General features: G+C 41.6%; 11 protein-coding genes and 3 pseudogenes. 6 read left to right on the forward strand and 8 right to left on the reverse strand.

Annotated features, from left to right (window positions below; genetic code table 11):
* Positions 1-6: 6 nt before the first annotated feature.
* Both P4S61_RS06325 and hutI read right to left on the reverse strand, forming a co-directional pair.
* A pseudogene (locus tag P4S61_RS06325) lies at positions 7-1,661 on the reverse strand (EAL domain-containing protein).
* 130 nt (positions 1,662-1,791) lie between these two features.
* Positions 1,792-3,039 (reverse strand): imidazolonepropionase, encoded by a 1,248-nt coding sequence (gene hutI / locus P4S61_RS06330; protein ID WP_337117969.1) that lies wholly within the window; start codon positions 3,037-3,039, stop codon positions 1,792-1,794.
* 109 nt (positions 3,040-3,148) lie between these two features.
* On the opposite strand from hutI, the gene hutC reads away from it, so the two are divergent.
* From hutC to hutH, 3 genes are all read left to right on the forward strand, one after another.
* Positions 3,149-3,856 carry a histidine utilization repressor gene (hutC, locus tag P4S61_RS06335; RefSeq protein ID WP_145238461.1) on the forward strand — a complete coding sequence of 236 codons (708 nt, stop codon included), beginning with the start codon at positions 3,149-3,151 and terminating at the stop codon, positions 3,854-3,856.
* A gap of 103 nt (positions 3,857-3,959) precedes the next feature.
* The gene (hutU, locus tag P4S61_RS06340; protein WP_145238458.1) at positions 3,960-5,633 is read left to right on the forward strand and encodes a urocanate hydratase; all 1,674 of its coding nucleotides are present in this window, start codon (positions 3,960-3,962) and stop codon (positions 5,631-5,633) included.
* Positions 5,634-5,635: 2 nt separating this feature from the next.
* On the forward strand, positions 5,636-7,168 hold the full coding sequence (gene hutH / locus P4S61_RS06345; RefSeq protein WP_145238455.1) for a histidine ammonia-lyase: 1,533 nt from the start codon (positions 5,636-5,638) through the stop codon (positions 7,166-7,168).
* Here the strand turns inward: hutH and P4S61_RS06350 are convergent.
* A pseudogene (locus P4S61_RS06350) lies at positions 7,165-7,936 on the reverse strand (NADP-binding protein). The gene hutH and the pseudogene P4S61_RS06350 overlap by 4 nt on opposite strands.
* A 185-nt stretch (positions 7,937-8,121) precedes the next feature.
* Here P4S61_RS06350 and P4S61_RS06355 point away from each other — a divergent pair.
* Together P4S61_RS06355 and hemN are read left to right on the forward strand one after the other, a co-directional pair.
* The gene (locus P4S61_RS06355) at positions 8,122-10,092 is read left to right on the forward strand and encodes a methyl-accepting chemotaxis protein (RefSeq protein ID WP_337117970.1); all 1,971 of its coding nucleotides are present in this window, start codon (positions 8,122-8,124) and stop codon (positions 10,090-10,092) included.
* A 110-nt stretch (positions 10,093-10,202) separates the two neighbouring features.
* Positions 10,203-11,576, forward strand: a complete 1,374-nt coding sequence (gene hemN / locus P4S61_RS06360; protein WP_182758649.1) for an oxygen-independent coproporphyrinogen III oxidase — start codon at positions 10,203-10,205, stop codon at positions 11,574-11,576.
* 61 nt (positions 11,577-11,637) lie between these two features.
* Here the strand turns inward: hemN and P4S61_RS06365 are convergent.
* The 3 genes and pseudogenes from P4S61_RS06365 to P4S61_RS06375 form a co-directional block, all read right to left on the reverse strand.
* A pseudogene (locus tag P4S61_RS06365) lies at positions 11,638-12,149 on the reverse strand (DUF2489 domain-containing protein).
* The gene (yihI, locus tag P4S61_RS06370) at positions 12,149-12,733 is read right to left on the reverse strand and encodes a Der GTPase-activating protein YihI (protein ID WP_145238440.1); all 585 of its coding nucleotides are present in this window, start codon (positions 12,731-12,733) and stop codon (positions 12,149-12,151) included. Before yihI ends, P4S61_RS06365 begins: the two are co-directional and overlap by 1 nt.
* A 756-nt stretch (positions 12,734-13,489) precedes the next feature.
* A complete protein-coding gene (locus P4S61_RS06375) occupies positions 13,490-14,122 on the reverse strand; it encodes a c-type cytochrome (protein ID WP_182735060.1) in 633 nt (210 codons plus the stop codon).
* A 295-nt stretch (positions 14,123-14,417) separates the two neighbouring features.
* On the opposite strand from P4S61_RS06375, the gene yihA reads away from it, so the two are divergent.
* Positions 14,418-15,080, forward strand: coding sequence for a ribosome biogenesis GTP-binding protein YihA/YsxC (yihA, locus tag P4S61_RS06380; protein WP_145238434.1), 663 nt, complete (start codon positions 14,418-14,420; stop codon positions 15,078-15,080).
* Here the strand turns inward: yihA and P4S61_RS06385 are convergent, their stop codons facing one another.
* Both P4S61_RS06385 and P4S61_RS06390 read right to left on the reverse strand, forming a co-directional pair.
* The gene (locus P4S61_RS06385; RefSeq protein WP_145238431.1) at positions 15,081-15,602 is read right to left on the reverse strand and encodes a DUF1285 domain-containing protein; all 522 of its coding nucleotides are present in this window, start codon (positions 15,600-15,602) and stop codon (positions 15,081-15,083) included.
* Positions 15,602-16,189 (reverse strand): YceI family protein, encoded by a 588-nt coding sequence (locus P4S61_RS06390; protein ID WP_145238428.1) that lies wholly within the window; start codon positions 16,187-16,189, stop codon positions 15,602-15,604. Before P4S61_RS06390 ends, P4S61_RS06385 begins: the two co-directional genes overlap by 1 nt.
* Between the last annotated feature and the right edge of the window lie 436 nt (positions 16,190-16,625).

Genomic DNA, 16,625 nt, shown 5'->3' on the forward strand with positions numbered 1-16,625 from the left:
AAACGATTACGGATGCTCTATTTGCCATTGTTTTAACCAAGAGATCATGCCAACACTGCTCAGTGGATGACTATAGTAATAACCCTGCGCAGCATAGGCGTTTAAACTTTTTACAAAATTAAGCTGCTCCAGTGTTTCTACCCCTTCGCAAATTACCTTCGCATTTTGTTGGTTATGCATATCAACCATACCGCTGATCAAACTACGAACATGGCTTTGATGACTGAAATCAGCTGTTAATGAAGGCGCTATTTTTACATATGCAACGGCTAAATTTGGTAACTTAGCAAGCCAAATAGGGCTATCACCAAGGCCATCCACACAGACTTTAATACCAATGCTATTGATGCGTGCGACCATTGCTTTACCTTGCTCATCTAAACTCATAAACAGATTAAGTGGACACTCGACAATTAAATCGCCAGCTTGTAGTTGATGTTCGATAAAAATGTGATCAAGGAATTCGATAAATTCTTCATTTAGCATTTCAGAGCCAAATAAATTGATACTCAAAGGCATCGTTATGCCTTCCATGCGCAGTGCCATTGCAAGCTCTGCGGCGCGTTCAATAACAAATGTGGCTAATGGATAAGCAAGCCCTGCAACACGTATATCATCAATAAATCGATTAGCCGATAAAATCCCTTGTCTGGGATGTTGCCAACGCAGTAACAACTCTAAAAATTCAATTTTTTCATCGTGATTGCAAATGATGGGTTGGAAATACAATTCAAGTTCGCTAGAAAAATCGATATTTGCTAATTCTTTCAAACGCGCTTGCTGTTCTAATTGCTCTATTCTCATTTGTTGATGGTACACCACCACTTGTTGTTTTGGGTGGCTATCTAAAGCGAGGTAAGCAAACGAAATTAAATTATCAAAGCTATTTTCTTGTTCATCGCAATCAACGAAACTGGCCCGTGCATTGACTTTAATAGTGCAATTAGCCACATTAAACGGCTTCAAGGTGGCCCCTAGTATTTGATTGATTAATTGCTCATGTAGATGTTTTTGCTGCGCTAAATTACATATAAACGCAAAATTTAGGCCACCAAGGTGAGCTAATTTTTGTTCCCCAGCTAAATTAATCACTTCTTCAATAAGCAGTAGCTGCTTAATACGGTTTGCAGACTGCGCTAATAGTAAATCCCCAAAGTCTCGGCCAATATGCTGATTAACCTGAGCAAACCCTCCAACCGGATAACCACCAACGCAGCTCGTTGTTGATTGTTTTTACGCCAGTCGTAATAGCCTTGGCGTAACTGCTTAATATCGGGAAGATTTAATAACGGCGCAGGCTCCATAAAGTGATTTATATGCGCTGCGTCATCAGCCTCAGCAACAAGTTCTTCATCATCAAAATAGCCAGACATCGCCAGTACAATGCTCGCCAGTACAATTAAATAAAGAGGTAACTCAAGTAGTAAATGAGCCGCTAAGCACACCGTAAATACGAGTGCTGAGCAACAGCTCAAAGTGAGCATAGTCCACTTATTTTGCGAAAATGCCAGCCATAAATGCAAACCAATACTCAGTGCAAATAGTAACTCCAAAAAGTTAAAGCCGCCGCTTAATACTGCCAACCCAAGTACCCCATTGCTGAGATAGCTAAAGCGCAGTAATGGCTTTTTAACCACGCACAAGGCACAGATCATCGCCATAAAAATAGCGCCGGCTAAAAAAGTAGGCGTCAATATATTGTTTAAAAAAGCGCTCCCTGCAGAATATTCAAGTCCCGTATTTGTTAATAGCGCAATTAAAATCATTTTTTGAGTACAACATTACAACAGACTAATTTAGTCTACCCAAAATCCACAGATTTAACAGTTTATTCACGCCAAATTGATAACTTAATTGTGCTGGGTGGGATATTTGCCAATGAGCTATATCGGCACGCATGCCGACTTTTAACACTCCGCGATCAGTTAAACCCAATGCTTTTGCGGCATTACGCGTAACTCCGGCGAGAGTTTCTTCAGGAGTTAAGCGAAATAAAGTACACCCCATATTCATCATTAATTGCAAAGAACACAAGGGTGATGTACCTGGATTAAAGTCTGTCGAAATCGCTATTGGTACTTGATACTGCTTTAATAGCTCAATTGGCGGCTGTTTGGTTTCGCGTAAAAAATAAAATGCCCTGGGTAATAATACCGCCACAGTGCCTGCTGCAGCCATGGCCTTTACTCCAGCTTCATCTAAATGTTCAATATGATCAGCAGATAACCCATTAAATTCAGCGACTAATTGTGCTCCTTGCTGATTTGAAAGCTGTTCAGCATGACATTTCACTGGCAAATTATGTTTTTTTGCGGCATTAAAAACTCGGCGAGTTTGCTCATTACTAAAACCAACATTTTCGCAAAACACATCGACAGCATCGGCTAAATTTGCAGTAACCACTTGCTCAAGCATCTCATTACAAACCAGATCGATATACTCATCACTGCGACCTTTATATTCCAAAGGTAGGGCATGCGCCCCCAAAAATGTTGTTTTTACATCAATCGGGTGATTTTCACCTAACAAACGTGCCACTTCGAGGATTTTAACTTCATTTTCGCAATCAAGTCCGTAACCAGATTTGATCTCAACGGTACTCACTCCCTCGGCATAGAGGGCATTGAGACGATCCTTCGCGAGCACAAATAAAGCCTCATGATCCGCAGCTCGTGTTGCTGCTACCGTACTAGCGATCCCCCCACCTTGCGCTGCTATTTGCTCGTAACTAACACCTTGTAAACGCTGTTCAAACTCTTCAGCTCTTGAGCCGGCAAACACTAAGTGGGTATGACAATCAATTAAACCAGGTGTTAGCCACTGCCCTTTTGCTGAAAGCATCGGCGTTGCTAATACGTCGAATTTAGGTAAATCGGCTTGTTTACCCAACCACACAATGACACCTTTGCGGATAGCCAATGCTGCATTTTCGATGGCGCCATAAGGGGCTGCAATACTGCAATCCATAGTTGCGATATTGGCATCTGTGATCAATAAATCCCAGTCATTAGCCGGATCATTTGCAGTGATTGTTGTCATATTAACTCCGAAAATTATTTTTTATCAGTCTAACAAGCCATCTTGTATATACAAGGTAAATATGCCATCTTATAGTTAATAACAAATTTAAAAGACCATAATAATTCAAATGACGACACCTAAGTTCGCACAAATAAAGCAATTTATTGTTGATAATATCCGCAGCGGCGCATGGCTTGAAAACCAACGTGTGGCTTCTGAAAATGAATTAGCAGAACAATTTAGTGTTAGTCGAATGACTGCGCGCCGAGCATTAAGCGAGCTCACCGAAGCGGGTATACTGACTCGTAGTCAAGGTTTAGGCACGTTCGTTGCCAGTTTTAAATCGCAATCATCATTGCTTGAAATCAAAAATATAGCAGATGAAGTCAAGGCCCGTAACGGCAATTATAGCTGTACAGTATTAGTGCTTGAATCTATCAGCGCCGTTGCGCCAATTGCGATTGCACTGGGTGTTGAAGTAGATAGCGTGGTGTATCGCAGTGTATTAGTGCATAACGAAAACGAACAGCCACTGCAAGTTGAGGAGCGCTTTGTTAACCCTGCACTAGCAACAAGCTACCTTCAACAAGATTTTACTGCGTTAACTCCGCACGAATATTTATCGAGCGTCGCACCATTAACGGAAGCGCGCCATACGGTAGAAGCAATAATGCCTAACAGCGAAATGTGCCAATGGCTTAATTTATACCATGAAGAGCCATGCTTACAGGTGATTAGGCGTACTTGGTCATCATCTGGGATTGTTAGTTTTGCCCGTTTAGTATCACCGGGTAGTAAGTATCGCTTAGGCGGACATTTAACTTTTAAAAAGTAATATGTAAAAAATAACATTAGAAAGAATATAAAAATCAAAAATGATGCGCTTCACAGCGTATTTTTTGAAACCAATAAGCTTGTATATACAACAGGAGTAATCTATGAACAACAGACTTGATGAATCTCGCGTTATCCGCGCCCCACACGGCGATAAAATCAGCGCTAAGAGCTGGCTCACCGAAGCAGCTAAGCGCATGTTAATGAATAATTTAGATCCTGAAGTAGCCGAACATCCACATGCTTTAGTTGTGTACGGTGGGATTGGTCGTGCAGCGCGTGATTGGCCTTGCTTTGATAAAATCATCGAAACTCTCGACAGACTCGAAGACGACGAAACGCTACTCGTACAATCAGGCAAACCTGTTGGGGTATTTAAAACTCACAGTAATGCACCGCGCGTATTAATTGCCAACTCAAACTTAGTACCTCACTGGGCTAATTGGGAGCATTTTAACGAGCTCGATAAACTTGGTTTGATGATGTATGGGCAAATGACTGCGGGATCATGGATCTACATTGGATCACAAGGCATAGTACAAGGTACCTACGAAACCTTTGTAGCGATGGCAAAACAACATTTTAATGGTGACGCTGCTGGAAAGTGGGTACTAACCGGTGGCTTAGGCGGTATGGGCGGCGCGCAGCCACTTGCGGCAACCATGGCGGGATTTAGCGCACTCGTAGTTGAATGCGATGAAACGCGTATCGATTTTCGGATCAAAACCCGCTATGTGGATGTTAAAGCAACCGATTTAGATCATGCACTGGAGCTTATCAACGAGGCGTGTGGCAAAGGCGAAGCGCTGTCAGTCGGCTTACTTGGTAATGCCGCTGATGTATTTAGTGAGCTTGTTAACCGAGCTATTACTCCCGATGTAGTGACCGATCAAACCTCTGCTCACGACCCGTTGAATGGCTATTTACCGCAAGGTTGGAGCATGCAACACGCGGCTAAAATGCGTGAACAAGATCCACAAGCGGTTGTCAAAGCAGCTAAGCAATCGATGGCTGTGCAAGTCAACGCAATGTTAGCACTACAACAAGCTGGTGCTGCAACAACTGACTACGGCAATAACATTCGTCAAATGGCATTTGACGAAGGCGTAACAAATGCCTTTGATTTCCCAGGTTTTGTGCCAGCTTATATTCGTCCATTATTTTGCGAAGGAATTGGTCCATTCCGTTGGGTGGCATTATCAGGCGATCCTGAAGATATTTATAAAACCGACGCAAAAGTGAAAGAGCTTATTCCTGACGACAAACACTTACATAACTGGCTTGATATGGCTCGTGAACGTATTCAATTCCAGGGCTTACCTGCTCGTATTTGCTGGGTTGGCTTAAAAGACCGCGCTCGTTTAGCGCTGGCATTTAATGAGATGGTCAAAAATGGTGAGCTTAAAGCACCGATTGTGATCGGCCGTGACCATTTAGACTCAGGCTCAGTTGCGAGTCCAAACCGTGAAACCGAAGCAATGAAAGACGGCTCAGATGCAGTATCAGATTGGCCATTACTTAATGCATTACTGAATACCGCAGGAGGTGCAACATGGGTGTCACTTCATCATGGTGGTGGTGTAGGTATGGGCTTTAGCCAACATTCTGGCGTAGTCATTGTTGCTGATGGCACCGACGAAGCAGCTGCGCGGGTTGGCCGCGTATTATGGAATGATCCTGCAACGGGCGTTATGCGCCACGCGGATGCAGGTTACGATATTGCAATTAATTGTGCGACCGAGCAAGGCCTCGACCTGCCAATGTTAAATAAGGAATAATCATGTTTAAACTCACCCTAACACCTGGAAAGCTCGATTTAGCAACACTGCGCCAAATTAATTTATCACCAGTGACGTTAACGCTCGCCAAAGATAGCGAGATAAAAATAGCAGCCAGTGCACAAACCGTGCAAGACGTGATTGATCAACACAGAACGGTTTATGGCATTAATACCGGTTTTGGCTTACTCGCCAATACTAAAATTGCTGAACATGAATTAGAGTTACTCCAGCGATCCATTGTACTTTCCCATGCTGCGGGCATCGGTGCTTATATGGATGACAGCACAGTACGATTAATGATGGTATTGAAAATTAATTCATTATCACGTGGCTTTTCTGGCATTCGCCTAAAAGTGATCGAATTCTTTATGCAGTTACTTGCTGCACAAGTCTATCCATGCGTGCCAAAAAAAGGCTCGGTAGGTGCATCTGGCGATTTAGCGCCACTTTCACATATGTGTTTACCACTGCTCGGCGAAGGCGAAATGCGCTATCAAGGTAAACTCATTAGCGCTGCTGACGGTCTTAAAATAGCCGGTCTTGAGCCATTAACACTGGCTGCTAAAGAAGGCTTGGCTTTGTTAAATGGCACTCAAGCCTCTACCGCATTTGCGCTTCAAGGGCTATTTCGGGCTGAGGATTTATATGCACAAAGCTGCGCGATTGGCTCAATTAGTATTGAAGCAGCAATGGGAAGTCGCTCGCCATTTGATGCACGTATTCATGAAATTCGTGGCCAACTTGGTCAAATCGATACCGCGGCAATGTTTCGCGATATGCTCGGTGAACATTCACAGATCAGCGAAGCTCATGTGGATTGTGAAAAAGTACAAGACCCGTATTGCCTACGCTGTCAGCCACAAGTACTTGGTGCGTGTTTAACGCAAATTCGCCAAGCAGCCGAAGTGTTGTTGTGTGAATCTAATGGTGTAACCGACAACCCATTAGTATTTGCTGATGTAGGCGATATTATTTCGGGAGGTAACTTCCACGCCGAGCCTGTGGCTATGGCAGCCGACAATTTAGCATTAGCGATTGCCGAAATTGGTGCACTAGCTGAGCGTCGTATTGCGTTACTCATTGATTCAAACTTATCAAAGTTGCCACCTTTCTTAGTTGAAAACGGCGGCGTTAATTCAGGCTTTATGATTGCACAAGTAACCGCAGCAGCATTAGCGTCTGAAAATAAATCATTGGCGCATCCTGCTTCTGTGGATAGCTTACCAACTTCAGCTAACCAAGAAGATCATGTTTCTATGGCAACTTTTGCAGCACGTCGTCTGCAAGAAATGGCTGATAACACGCAAGGCGTACTGGCAATTGAATGGTTGGCATCTGCGCAAGGGTTAGAATTTAGAAAGCCATTGCAGGCATCAGCCAAAGTTGAACAAGCTAAAGCAACACTGCGCACAAAAGTGAGCTACTACGATAAAGACCGTTATTTTGGCCCAGATATCGAAGCAGCTAATTTATTATTACAGCAAGGTGAGTTGTGTAATTTATTACCTAAAGGCGTATTACCGTCGTTTTAAATAGCAAACTGATAGTTAAAACCAAGTGATTCAATAGCCGAACCATCAATGATGCGTTCGGCGCTTTCGTCACTCGTAAATGTAGGGGGTTGTTCCGTATTGCTGGCATTTTTGCTGATAGTAATCTGCTTTGGTTGGATGAGCTGGGTTGACTACATTGTAAATTGACGCTGCAACTTGCCAATTCTCCAACACAGTAACAATCGCATTAATAACATCTTGTTGCTGCACCATATTAACGGTTTGGTTGCTCGAACTTTGTAGTTCTTTGCCTGCCACAAAACGCCCAGGCTCTCGCTCTGGCCCAATTAAACCACCGAGTCTAAGTACTTTTCCACCCGCATTTAATACCAGTTGCTCAGCATCAATTAATGGCTGTTGGCGTGCAGTGCTTACTTTAATCTCACTTTGCTCTGTATAGGTTAGATTATCTTGAGCATACACAGCCGTTGATGAACACAACAAAAAGCCTTTTGCATTCATGGTGCCTGCCAGTTCAATGGCTAATTTTAACGTGGCTAAATAATGGCTATCAGCGTGGCGACTACGTGGTGGTATAGCACACACCCACCACGCATTATGTAAATCTAGTTGATGAGCTAATTGCTGATCTGCAAATACTAACTGGCGCTGAAAAGCATGTTGATGCTCTGCGCTGCGATGGGTGCCTTGAACATCCCAACCTTTTGCGAGCTGTTGTAAGCACAATGGCTGACCCAACCAACCTGCGCCCAATACTATTAATTGGTCTTTATTTTTACCCGCCACGTAACATCACCCTTACAATTAAATAGAAATTTGTTCACTTCTCTCATCGCACACAATAGCGATTAAGATAAAGATATGATTAGATAAGAGTGCTTACTCTACTAAATAATAAGAATGTGTGCACTTATGTTACGAAATCTATCATTACGAAAAAAATCCTGTTATTAATTGGTGGCACTATCAGTGTGCTGTTACTTATTGCCTCGACTTACTTTGTGAACCATATCGCCGCCTTGTCTCGTCAAAGTATTGAACGTGAAGCATACAGCTACTTACAAAGCGAACAGCTGTCAATGCAGAGCTATTTTGCTCAATATGGCAAAGTTGTAGAAACTTTTGTGAATAATCCTCATCTCGTTAACTGGTTTGACGCATGGGATAAACGCGACCAAACACTCCAAGGCGCGCCAGGCTACGAAGAAGTAAATCAAGACTTTATACGCATTAGTGGCAATGATGAAAATATTCTCTCGGCATTTTTTGCCTCCGCCAAAACCGGTGAATATTTTAAAGAGCATGAACGTACTACCCACTATAATGGCCAGCCGTATTACGCTTATAAACGTGGTTGGTGGCAAGATGCATTAAAAATTAACCGTTTATATGTCGGGCCCATTTCAGTTGATTTAACCACAGGTAATGCCTCTGCGGTTGTGCAACAGCCTGTTTATAATAAGCAACGCGAACTAATTGGTTTTGGTGGCGTCGATTTACAACTGAATAAAATCAATAAAATGGTCGAAGATATTCGTTTTAACGGTCAAGGTTTTGGCTTTTTACTCGATGGCGACCAAAAAGTGGTGCATTTATCAAAACGTACCAACCATAAACTTTCAATCACCGATGAAGGTCCTAACGGTAAAGAGGGGTTAGAAGTACTTGAAAAACAATTTAGCGACACGCAAGGCTTCAGTTCGCTCAACCAGCAAATGAAAAATAACGTCGCTGGTGATGCCAAGGTAACCTTACAAGGACAAGAGTACTTTGTGGTTTATAACCGCTTACAATTAGAGCATCCTTATCTAAACTGGTACGTGGGTATTTTAGTGCCACGCACTATGATTGATGAGCCAGTAAATGACGCGGTCATGACCACCACCAGCTCGGTCATTATTATTTTATTAATCATCATGGCAATGATTTTGTGGGCTACAAAAATGATCTCACAGCCGATCATCACCTTGACCCATATCATGCGCGATATTGCTTCTGGGGATGGCGATTTAACCCAAAAAATTACTATTGATAGCAAAGATGAAGTTGGCCAGTTAGCTCATCATATGAATACCTTTATTGATAAGTTGCACGTTATGATGCTTAATACCGCAGCACAGGCTGAACAACTTACCGATGCGGCGGCACAATTAAAATCGGTTTCGCAACAAACTAATGACGAAATTCAACAAGAAAAACAGCAGGTTGATAGTGTTAGCGCTGCAGTAACCGAAATGGCGACCACGGTTATGGAGATCTCGCGTAATGCACAACACACCAACAATGCAGCTGAGGAAGTCCAACAAATCACCGCAGATGGCGCCACTCGCTCGCAAAATGCACAAAGCGTGATGACCGCCTTAGCTGACCATATTGGCGAAGCTGCTAAAGTGGTCGCAGGCCTAGAGCAAGAAAGTGGTAACATCGGCGCCGTAGTTGATGTGATCAATTCCATTGCAGAGCAAACCAATTTGCTGGCGCTGAACGCTGCAATTGAAGCCGCCCGTGCTGGTGAGCAAGGCCGTGGCTTTGCGGTCGTAGCCGATGAAGTTCGCTCGTTGGCCAGTCGCACACAAGAGTCAACTGATGATATTCGCAACATGATCTCACGCTTACAGCAAATTGCACAGCAAGCTTCAACTATGATGCAACAAGGACAAGAGCGCGCGCAAAGCTCGGTTACACAAACTCAAGAAGTACTAGATGCATTGCAAAACATTGCTGACTCAGTGACTAAAGTACAAGATCAAAGTCATCATATTGCCACCTCAACCGAGCAACAAACGGTGGTTGCCGAAGATATAAATAATAGTTTAGCGGCAATTAATCACTTAGTGAACAGCACTGCAGATCATGCCCTTGAGCTTGCTGATGAAGCCAGGGACCTTAACGAGCTTGCCAGCTTACTAAATAAAACCGTTAATCAGTTTAAGCTTAAGTAAGCCAATATTGATAAGCAAAAGAGTGCTCCGGCACTCTTTTTTGTTGTAGATCAATATTCCCTCGACGCATCCTTTTTATACTAACGAAAATGATATAAAAGGTGCGCGTGATGATTAATTTACCCAAATGGGATCAAAGCTTAATAAATAAGTACAATGTGTCTGGACCAAGATACACCTCCTACCCAACAGCATTGTCGTTTAATGATGGCTATCAACAACAAGACTTGATCAGTGCAATTAACTCATCAAGCAGTCGCAGCTTATCTTTATATATCCACATTCCGTTTTGCAGTCAGCTTTGCTATTACTGTGGCTGTAATAAAGTAATAACCCGCCATCAATCAAAAGCTGACTTATACCTAGATTATCTTGAAAAAGAAATCATCGCTCAAGCGCTGCTATTTGATAGCTATCAAGTACAGCAACTGCATTTAGGCGGTGGCACGCCCACTTTTTTAACAACCAGCCAAATGAGCCGTTTAATCGCGCTACTTGAGCTGCACTTTAAGTTTGCTCCCGATGCGGAGCGTGGCATTGAAATAGACCCTCGCTCACTGGCAACTGACATGCTCAGCCACTTGCGTAGCCTTGGCTTTAACCGTGTATCATTTGGCATTCAAGACTTTAATGATGATGTACAGCTTGCCGTTAACCGTCCACAAAGTGCTGATGCAGTAAAAAGTTTGATTGGTGAAGCGCGTGAACTCGGCTTCAAATCAATCAATGCAGATATGATTTATGGCTTACCACTGCAAACCCCTGAGAGCTTTAAAGAGACTATTGAGCAATTAATTGCCCTTAGTCCTGATCGTGTATCGGTATTTAATTACGCGCACTTACCGGATCGCTTTGCCGCTCAGCGAAAAATTAAGGATGCAGATTTACCTAGCGCTCACGATAAGCTCACCATGTTTAAGAATACCTTAGAACAAATGAGTAACGCAGGTTATCAGTTTATTGGTATGGATCACTTTGCAAAAACCAGTAATGAGTTAGCTATTGCACAAAATAGTCAGCAATTACATCGTAATTTTCAAGGCTACACCACTCATGGTGACTGTGATTTACTGGGTTTAGGGGTGTCATCAATTTCACAAATTGGCACTGCTATTTTGCAAAATCAAAAAGAGTTAAAGCATTACTATCACGCGATTGATAATCAGCTTGGCAGTGCAATCAGCAAAGGTATGAAACTTGATAATGATGACGTTATTCGCGCTGATGTGATAAAACAGCTTATTTGCCACTTTGAACTGAATATGCAAAGTATTGCTAATAGCTATCAACTCGACTTTAAAGATTACTTTGCCAGCTCACTGCAAGCTCTTGAGCCGCTAATAGCAGATGGCATGGTAACTATCAATGCAGACTTAATAACCGTCACAGCACGCGGCAATTTGTTTATTCGTATCATTTGTATGTGTTTTGATGCTCATTTACAAAAACAGATTAACGCGACTCGGTTCTCTCGGGTAATTTAATCTGAGTGCACAAGCATAAAAAAAGCAGACCGAGGTCTGCTTTTTTATTGATACTATAAAATTAGTTAAACACCACGTTTTCGCTACCAGGGGCTGCTTTAAACTCTTCAATGATTTTCTCACAGTCAGCTTTAATTTGCTCTGCATGAGTTTCTTCAGCACGCCAGCGAGCGCTGTCTTGTTTAAATATTTCTTTTTTCGAATATTTTTTACGAGCGTCATGAGTTGGCATTTCTTTTACCACTTCATACATCGCAAATATGCCTGGATAACGCCCTGGAAGGTCTTCGTCATCCTCAAAGCTGTATTGCGACATTAGCACCCAAATACGCAAACTCCCTTCTGAGAACTCACATTGCTCTTGGTGCATAGCACGGGCGATTAAATGAATGCTGTCTGCGAGCTTGGCATTTCGCTCTAAGCGTGACTTAGCTAACTTAGCTTGCTGCTTTACCTGCTCTTTCGCGATCAGTTTTTTTGCGCACTGAGTTTATACAGTAATTGGCCAGCATAAAATGCCAGCCCCGCAATGATCACAGCGCCAACACTCAGAGCCAAGATCATTATGTTCATTATTTATCGTCCTCGTCATCTAACCATTCATTGGCTAAATCATTCGACAAGTAATGATCAAAGTCACTATTAGCTTCTTCGCTAAACTCTTCATCATCAAAATCGTCAGCTTCGTCTTCAATACCAAGCAATTCACATAACACTTGATGACGTGCAATACGGCTGTTGAAGTATTTAGCATCTTTACCTGTTAATAACTGGCCACTTTCATGTAACTCAACCAGCTTCAATAAGCGCTCATCATTTTCTAGCGCTTCTAATTCTTGCTCTGGTGAAAGTTCAGGCTGAACTACTTTTTTCAGTTCAACTTGTGGCTTCAAGTTACGTTTAAGCTCAATAACTGGTTCAGCTGCAACGGCAATTAAAGGGATTGGTTTTTTACTACCAACACGTTTATCTTTATGTTGCTGATTACTATTACTCTCAGGCTGTAAAGCGTCTATCGAGTTACGTGAACCTGGCTTTGCACCTTTGGTCTTTTTAACGCGTTGTTCTTTCAATGCACGCATTTCTTTAAGCTTATCTTTGCTTAAACGAACAGGACCGTTAGACGGGATTTTACGTGACTTTTTAGTTCTACTCATATCTTGATCATCTCACTTAAGAGGTTTTGAGCAACGCGCATTTTAGCGTTGCGATGCTGGCCTTGCCAGAAGAATTCGGTTTGTGCGGATTGAGGTTGGGTAACTCGACTACTTGCGCACTTTCTATACATTTAAGTATAAACAATGGCTATTGTAACAGGACAAATAAAAAGGCGGTAGAGAAAACATCTCTACCGCCTGCTAATCTGAGCGCCATTTAACTGGACACTTCTCCCTTCGACTTTTTAGTCTTTATTATTGTTATTATTTTTGTTGTTCCATGTTGTTATTATTTTTACCTTCCATGTAACATTCCATTTTGTTTTTATTTTAAACTTCCGTGAGATTTTATTATTCTCGGTCTTCATTGACTCTTTTTTAATATTCCTTCGGTGACATCAACCGATGTCTTATCCCCGATAATCACGTCACACTACTTTCCGTGTAGTTTAGTCCATTTTGTTCTTATTGTTTCAGCGACAGGGGTTAATTTACGCATTAATAATTTTGTTACAACTAATTTATATAATTTTTCTTACGCAATACAAATTGCAACATAACCAAAACATTAAATTACAATGAGTTATAATAAAAACAAAAATAAAAATAGGATTTGGCTTACAGCAGGATATGGTCAATGTCTTACAAGGAAAGAGGTAATATCGACAAAACAAAAAATACAAAAAAAGCAGCCTGAGCTGCTTTTTGTAACCACTATAGATTTTAGGATTAATAATAAAATTAATCTATACTACTTTAGTGTAGTCCACCTAAGTACTTAGAAAGCACTTCGATATCTTTGTCAGTTAGCTTTTTGGCAATATCTTGCATCATGCCATTTAAATCATTATGGCGCACACCATCACGGAATTTCTCAAGCTGTGACTTGATGTATTCTGGATGTTGAAAAGAAATTTTTGGAAACTTAGCTAATGATGAGCCATTACCACGTGGACCATGACATGCTGCGCATGCTGGAATACCACGTTCTGCGTCACCTGCTTTATAAAGCATGGCGCCAACGTCAACGATATCTTTAGGTGTCTCACCTTCAGACATGTTAAGTGACGAAAAATAAGCAGCCAAATCTTTCATGTCTTGATCGCTTAATGGCATTGCCATCGCGCTCATGACTGGATCCATACGACCCTCTTTACCACCTGAAGTCATACCTAACTTCAATTCAGTAAGTTGCTTATAAATATAATCCGCGTGTTGGCCTGCAAGTTTTGGGTAGATATTAACCGGCGCATTACCGTCTGGGCCGTGACAAGCCGCACACGTTGCTGATTTTTCTTTACCTGCGTTTACATCGCCATCAAATGCTGTTGCGTTGCTTGCTGACAACGCACCAAGCAATATAGTTAAAGATAGTGCTATTTTTTTCATGGTGAATTCTCTGTTTCCGACCCTGTATCATCTACAATATGGATGTTGTGATTTATATATTCTACACGATAATAAATTCTCTGGCACGTTTTCTACTCATATTAAACTTATAAATTATAGGGTTTTGACCTAGATTAAGCTTTGACCATATCATTTTAGTTGATTTTAGGCTGTTATCTTAGTCCAAATGCGCTTTTTAATAGTGTAGTAATAGTATAAAATGCGCCCCTTAAGTGAACTTTAATTAAGTAAAGTTTACTCGCTGTAATACTTAATTAAGTTTCTAGGAGAGCCTGTGCTCAAATCTCGTATCAAATATAACACTGCATCGTTCGTTACCAGCGCTCCAGATATCACTAAATTGCCTGCTGATACGGGAATTGAAGTTGCCTTTGCTGGCCGCTCCAACGCCGGTAAGTCTAGCGCCCTAAATGCATTAACTGACCAAAAGCTGGCACGTACTAGTAAAACCCCTGGCCGTACGCAACTGATCAACACATTTGAATTAGCCGATGTTGATGATATGCGTCTAATCGATTTACCTGGCTATGGTTTTGCTAAGGTACCGATCGAAATGAAAAAGAAATGGCAAAAGTCATTAGGTGAATACCTGCAAAAACGTCAAAGTTTAAAAGGTATCGTGATCTTAATGGATATTCGTCATCCTCTTAAAGATTTAGACCGCGATTTAATTAATTGGGCAATTGGTAGTGAAATTCCAGTATTGGCACTATTAACTAAAGCCGACAAACTAAAGCAAGGTGCACGTAAAGCACAGGTGCTGCAAGTTCGTCGCGAGTTAAGCAGCTTAGAGGGTGATATTACCGTTCACGCGTTTTCATCTTTAAAAGGCACAGGATTACCTGAAGTTGCTAAGAAATTAGATGAATGGTTCCTAGGGCCAATTGTTGCAATACCACCTACTGATGTTGAACAAACGCCTGAATCAGATGCTTAATCACACGTTTAAGTAAAAACGCTGACCCGCAGATTGAATGAAATAGCCTTGCTTATCAGCTTGTGCTATTTCTGCCCACTGATAAAACACACTTCTTGATACCCGAGCACTACAGCCATACGGTAACTGTAAATACGGCACATCATTGCCCTGATAATCTTGTACTACTAAAGGTTGTTCGCAGGTTACTAGCCAAGTTCGCTGTAAATTATCCACACAACATAACACTTGCCCTTGCTCTGTCATTTCAAAGCGCCAATTTACGATTATAAAGGGAGCATCATGGACAGTAATAGCTATTTTTTCGATTGGTGTTTTTAAGTAAAAAGTATCCTGCTCTTTGCAAAGAACTGAGGCAAACAGCTTAACCATAGCGATACGAGTAATTTTACTGCCACCGTATAACCACTCACCTTGCTGATTGATGATAATTGGCAGCTCGCCACAATGCTGCGGCTGCCATTGAGAAAATGGCTTGCTTGGCTGCTCAAGTGCAGTGGCAAGCTCATTCAAAGAGTGCATTATTTAAGCTTGTTCATCGTTAATGAAAAACTAACAGGTACTGCCGTTGCTATCGATGGTAAACCTGCTAACTTTTGCAATTGCATAATGCCATCAATGACAGCAAAGTCTGCGCCATTTATGATAATTGGGCTCATTGATGAAACGCTGATATCCCCTTGCGATGACAAGTTGGCTATAACATCCAGTGTAATCTCTTTCTTAGCGCCATGAAAATCAAGTTCAGCACTAATACCTTTAAATACATGTTGGCCAGGCTTAAGCGCTTTTAATTGCGTGCTTAAATTAGCTGTTATGGTTGCGGTTGGAAACTTCGCTGTTTCAAATAACAACTTGGTCATGCGTTCATTACGGATAGGGATCATCGTTTCAACTGAGCTCAGATCAATATCAACTGAGAAAGAGCCATCTTCAGCTAAACTACCTGACACATTTTTGAAGTGATGCACTTCAGCAATACTATTTGACTTAATAGACACAAAACTTACTTTGCTTTGATCATTGTTAACCTGCCAATCAGCACAGGCAACACCAGAGACTAATAGGCTTGATAACGAAAGACCTAATATCGCAATTGATTTAACCATCACGCATTCCTTTCAAAATGAAAATGAGATTCAATGGTATCACTTGTTCTATGAAGTGCAATCAATAGCATAATAAATAACAGAGACAAAAAAACGACCCAACAAATTAATGCTGGGCCGGTATAGCAAACTGGGGAGAAGCTATCAATACGAGCACCCTTTCGAGTGCATCATCAACAGGATGTCCTACAGGATGAGGACGACGCGGACTTTACCAAACTAACCATGATAAATAAACTAAATACAGGTACTAACTAGTCGAATTGATAAACATATAACTAATACTACAAATTGCATGTTAATTTAACTTAATATTAACATTGAATTTCAGCTCAAAATTTGCTCTATTAACTAATTAGAATAAAAACTCCACACACTTTGTCTGTAAACAGCAGTTCAAAGCGTGATCAAACACACACAATAAAAGAGCACTGAT

This window comes from Pseudoalteromonas sp. B160 (assembly GCF_037162485.1).
GTDB lineage: Bacteria > Pseudomonadota > Gammaproteobacteria > Enterobacterales > Alteromonadaceae > Pseudoalteromonas > Pseudoalteromonas rhizosphaerae.

Coding starts and splice junctions, on each gene's coding strand:
- hutI (WP_337117969.1), bottom strand. CDS start 3,039: ATGACAACAATCACTGCAAATGATCCGGCTAATGACTGGGATTTATTG.
- hutC (WP_145238461.1), top strand. CDS start 3,149: ATGACGACACCTAAGTTCGCACAAATAAAGCAATTTATTGTTGATAAT.
- hutU (WP_145238458.1), top strand. CDS start 3,960: ATGAACAACAGACTTGATGAATCTCGCGTTATCCGCGCCCCACACGGC.
- hutH (WP_145238455.1), top strand. CDS start 5,636: ATGTTTAAACTCACCCTAACACCTGGAAAGCTCGATTTAGCAACACTG.
- hemN (WP_182758649.1), top strand. CDS start 10,203: ATGATTAATTTACCCAAATGGGATCAAAGCTTAATAAATAAGTACAAT.
- yihI (WP_145238440.1), bottom strand. CDS start 12,733: ATGAGTAGAACTAAAAAGTCACGTAAAATCCCGTCTAACGGTCCTGTT.
- P4S61_RS06375 (WP_182735060.1), bottom strand. CDS start 14,122: ATGAAAAAAATAGCACTATCTTTAACTATATTGCTTGGTGCGTTGTCA.
- P4S61_RS06385 (WP_145238431.1), bottom strand. CDS start 15,602: ATGCACTCTTTGAATGAGCTTGCCACTGCACTTGAGCAGCCAAGCAAG.
- P4S61_RS06390 (WP_145238428.1), bottom strand. CDS start 16,189: ATGGTTAAATCAATTGCGATATTAGGTCTTTCGTTATCAAGCCTATTA.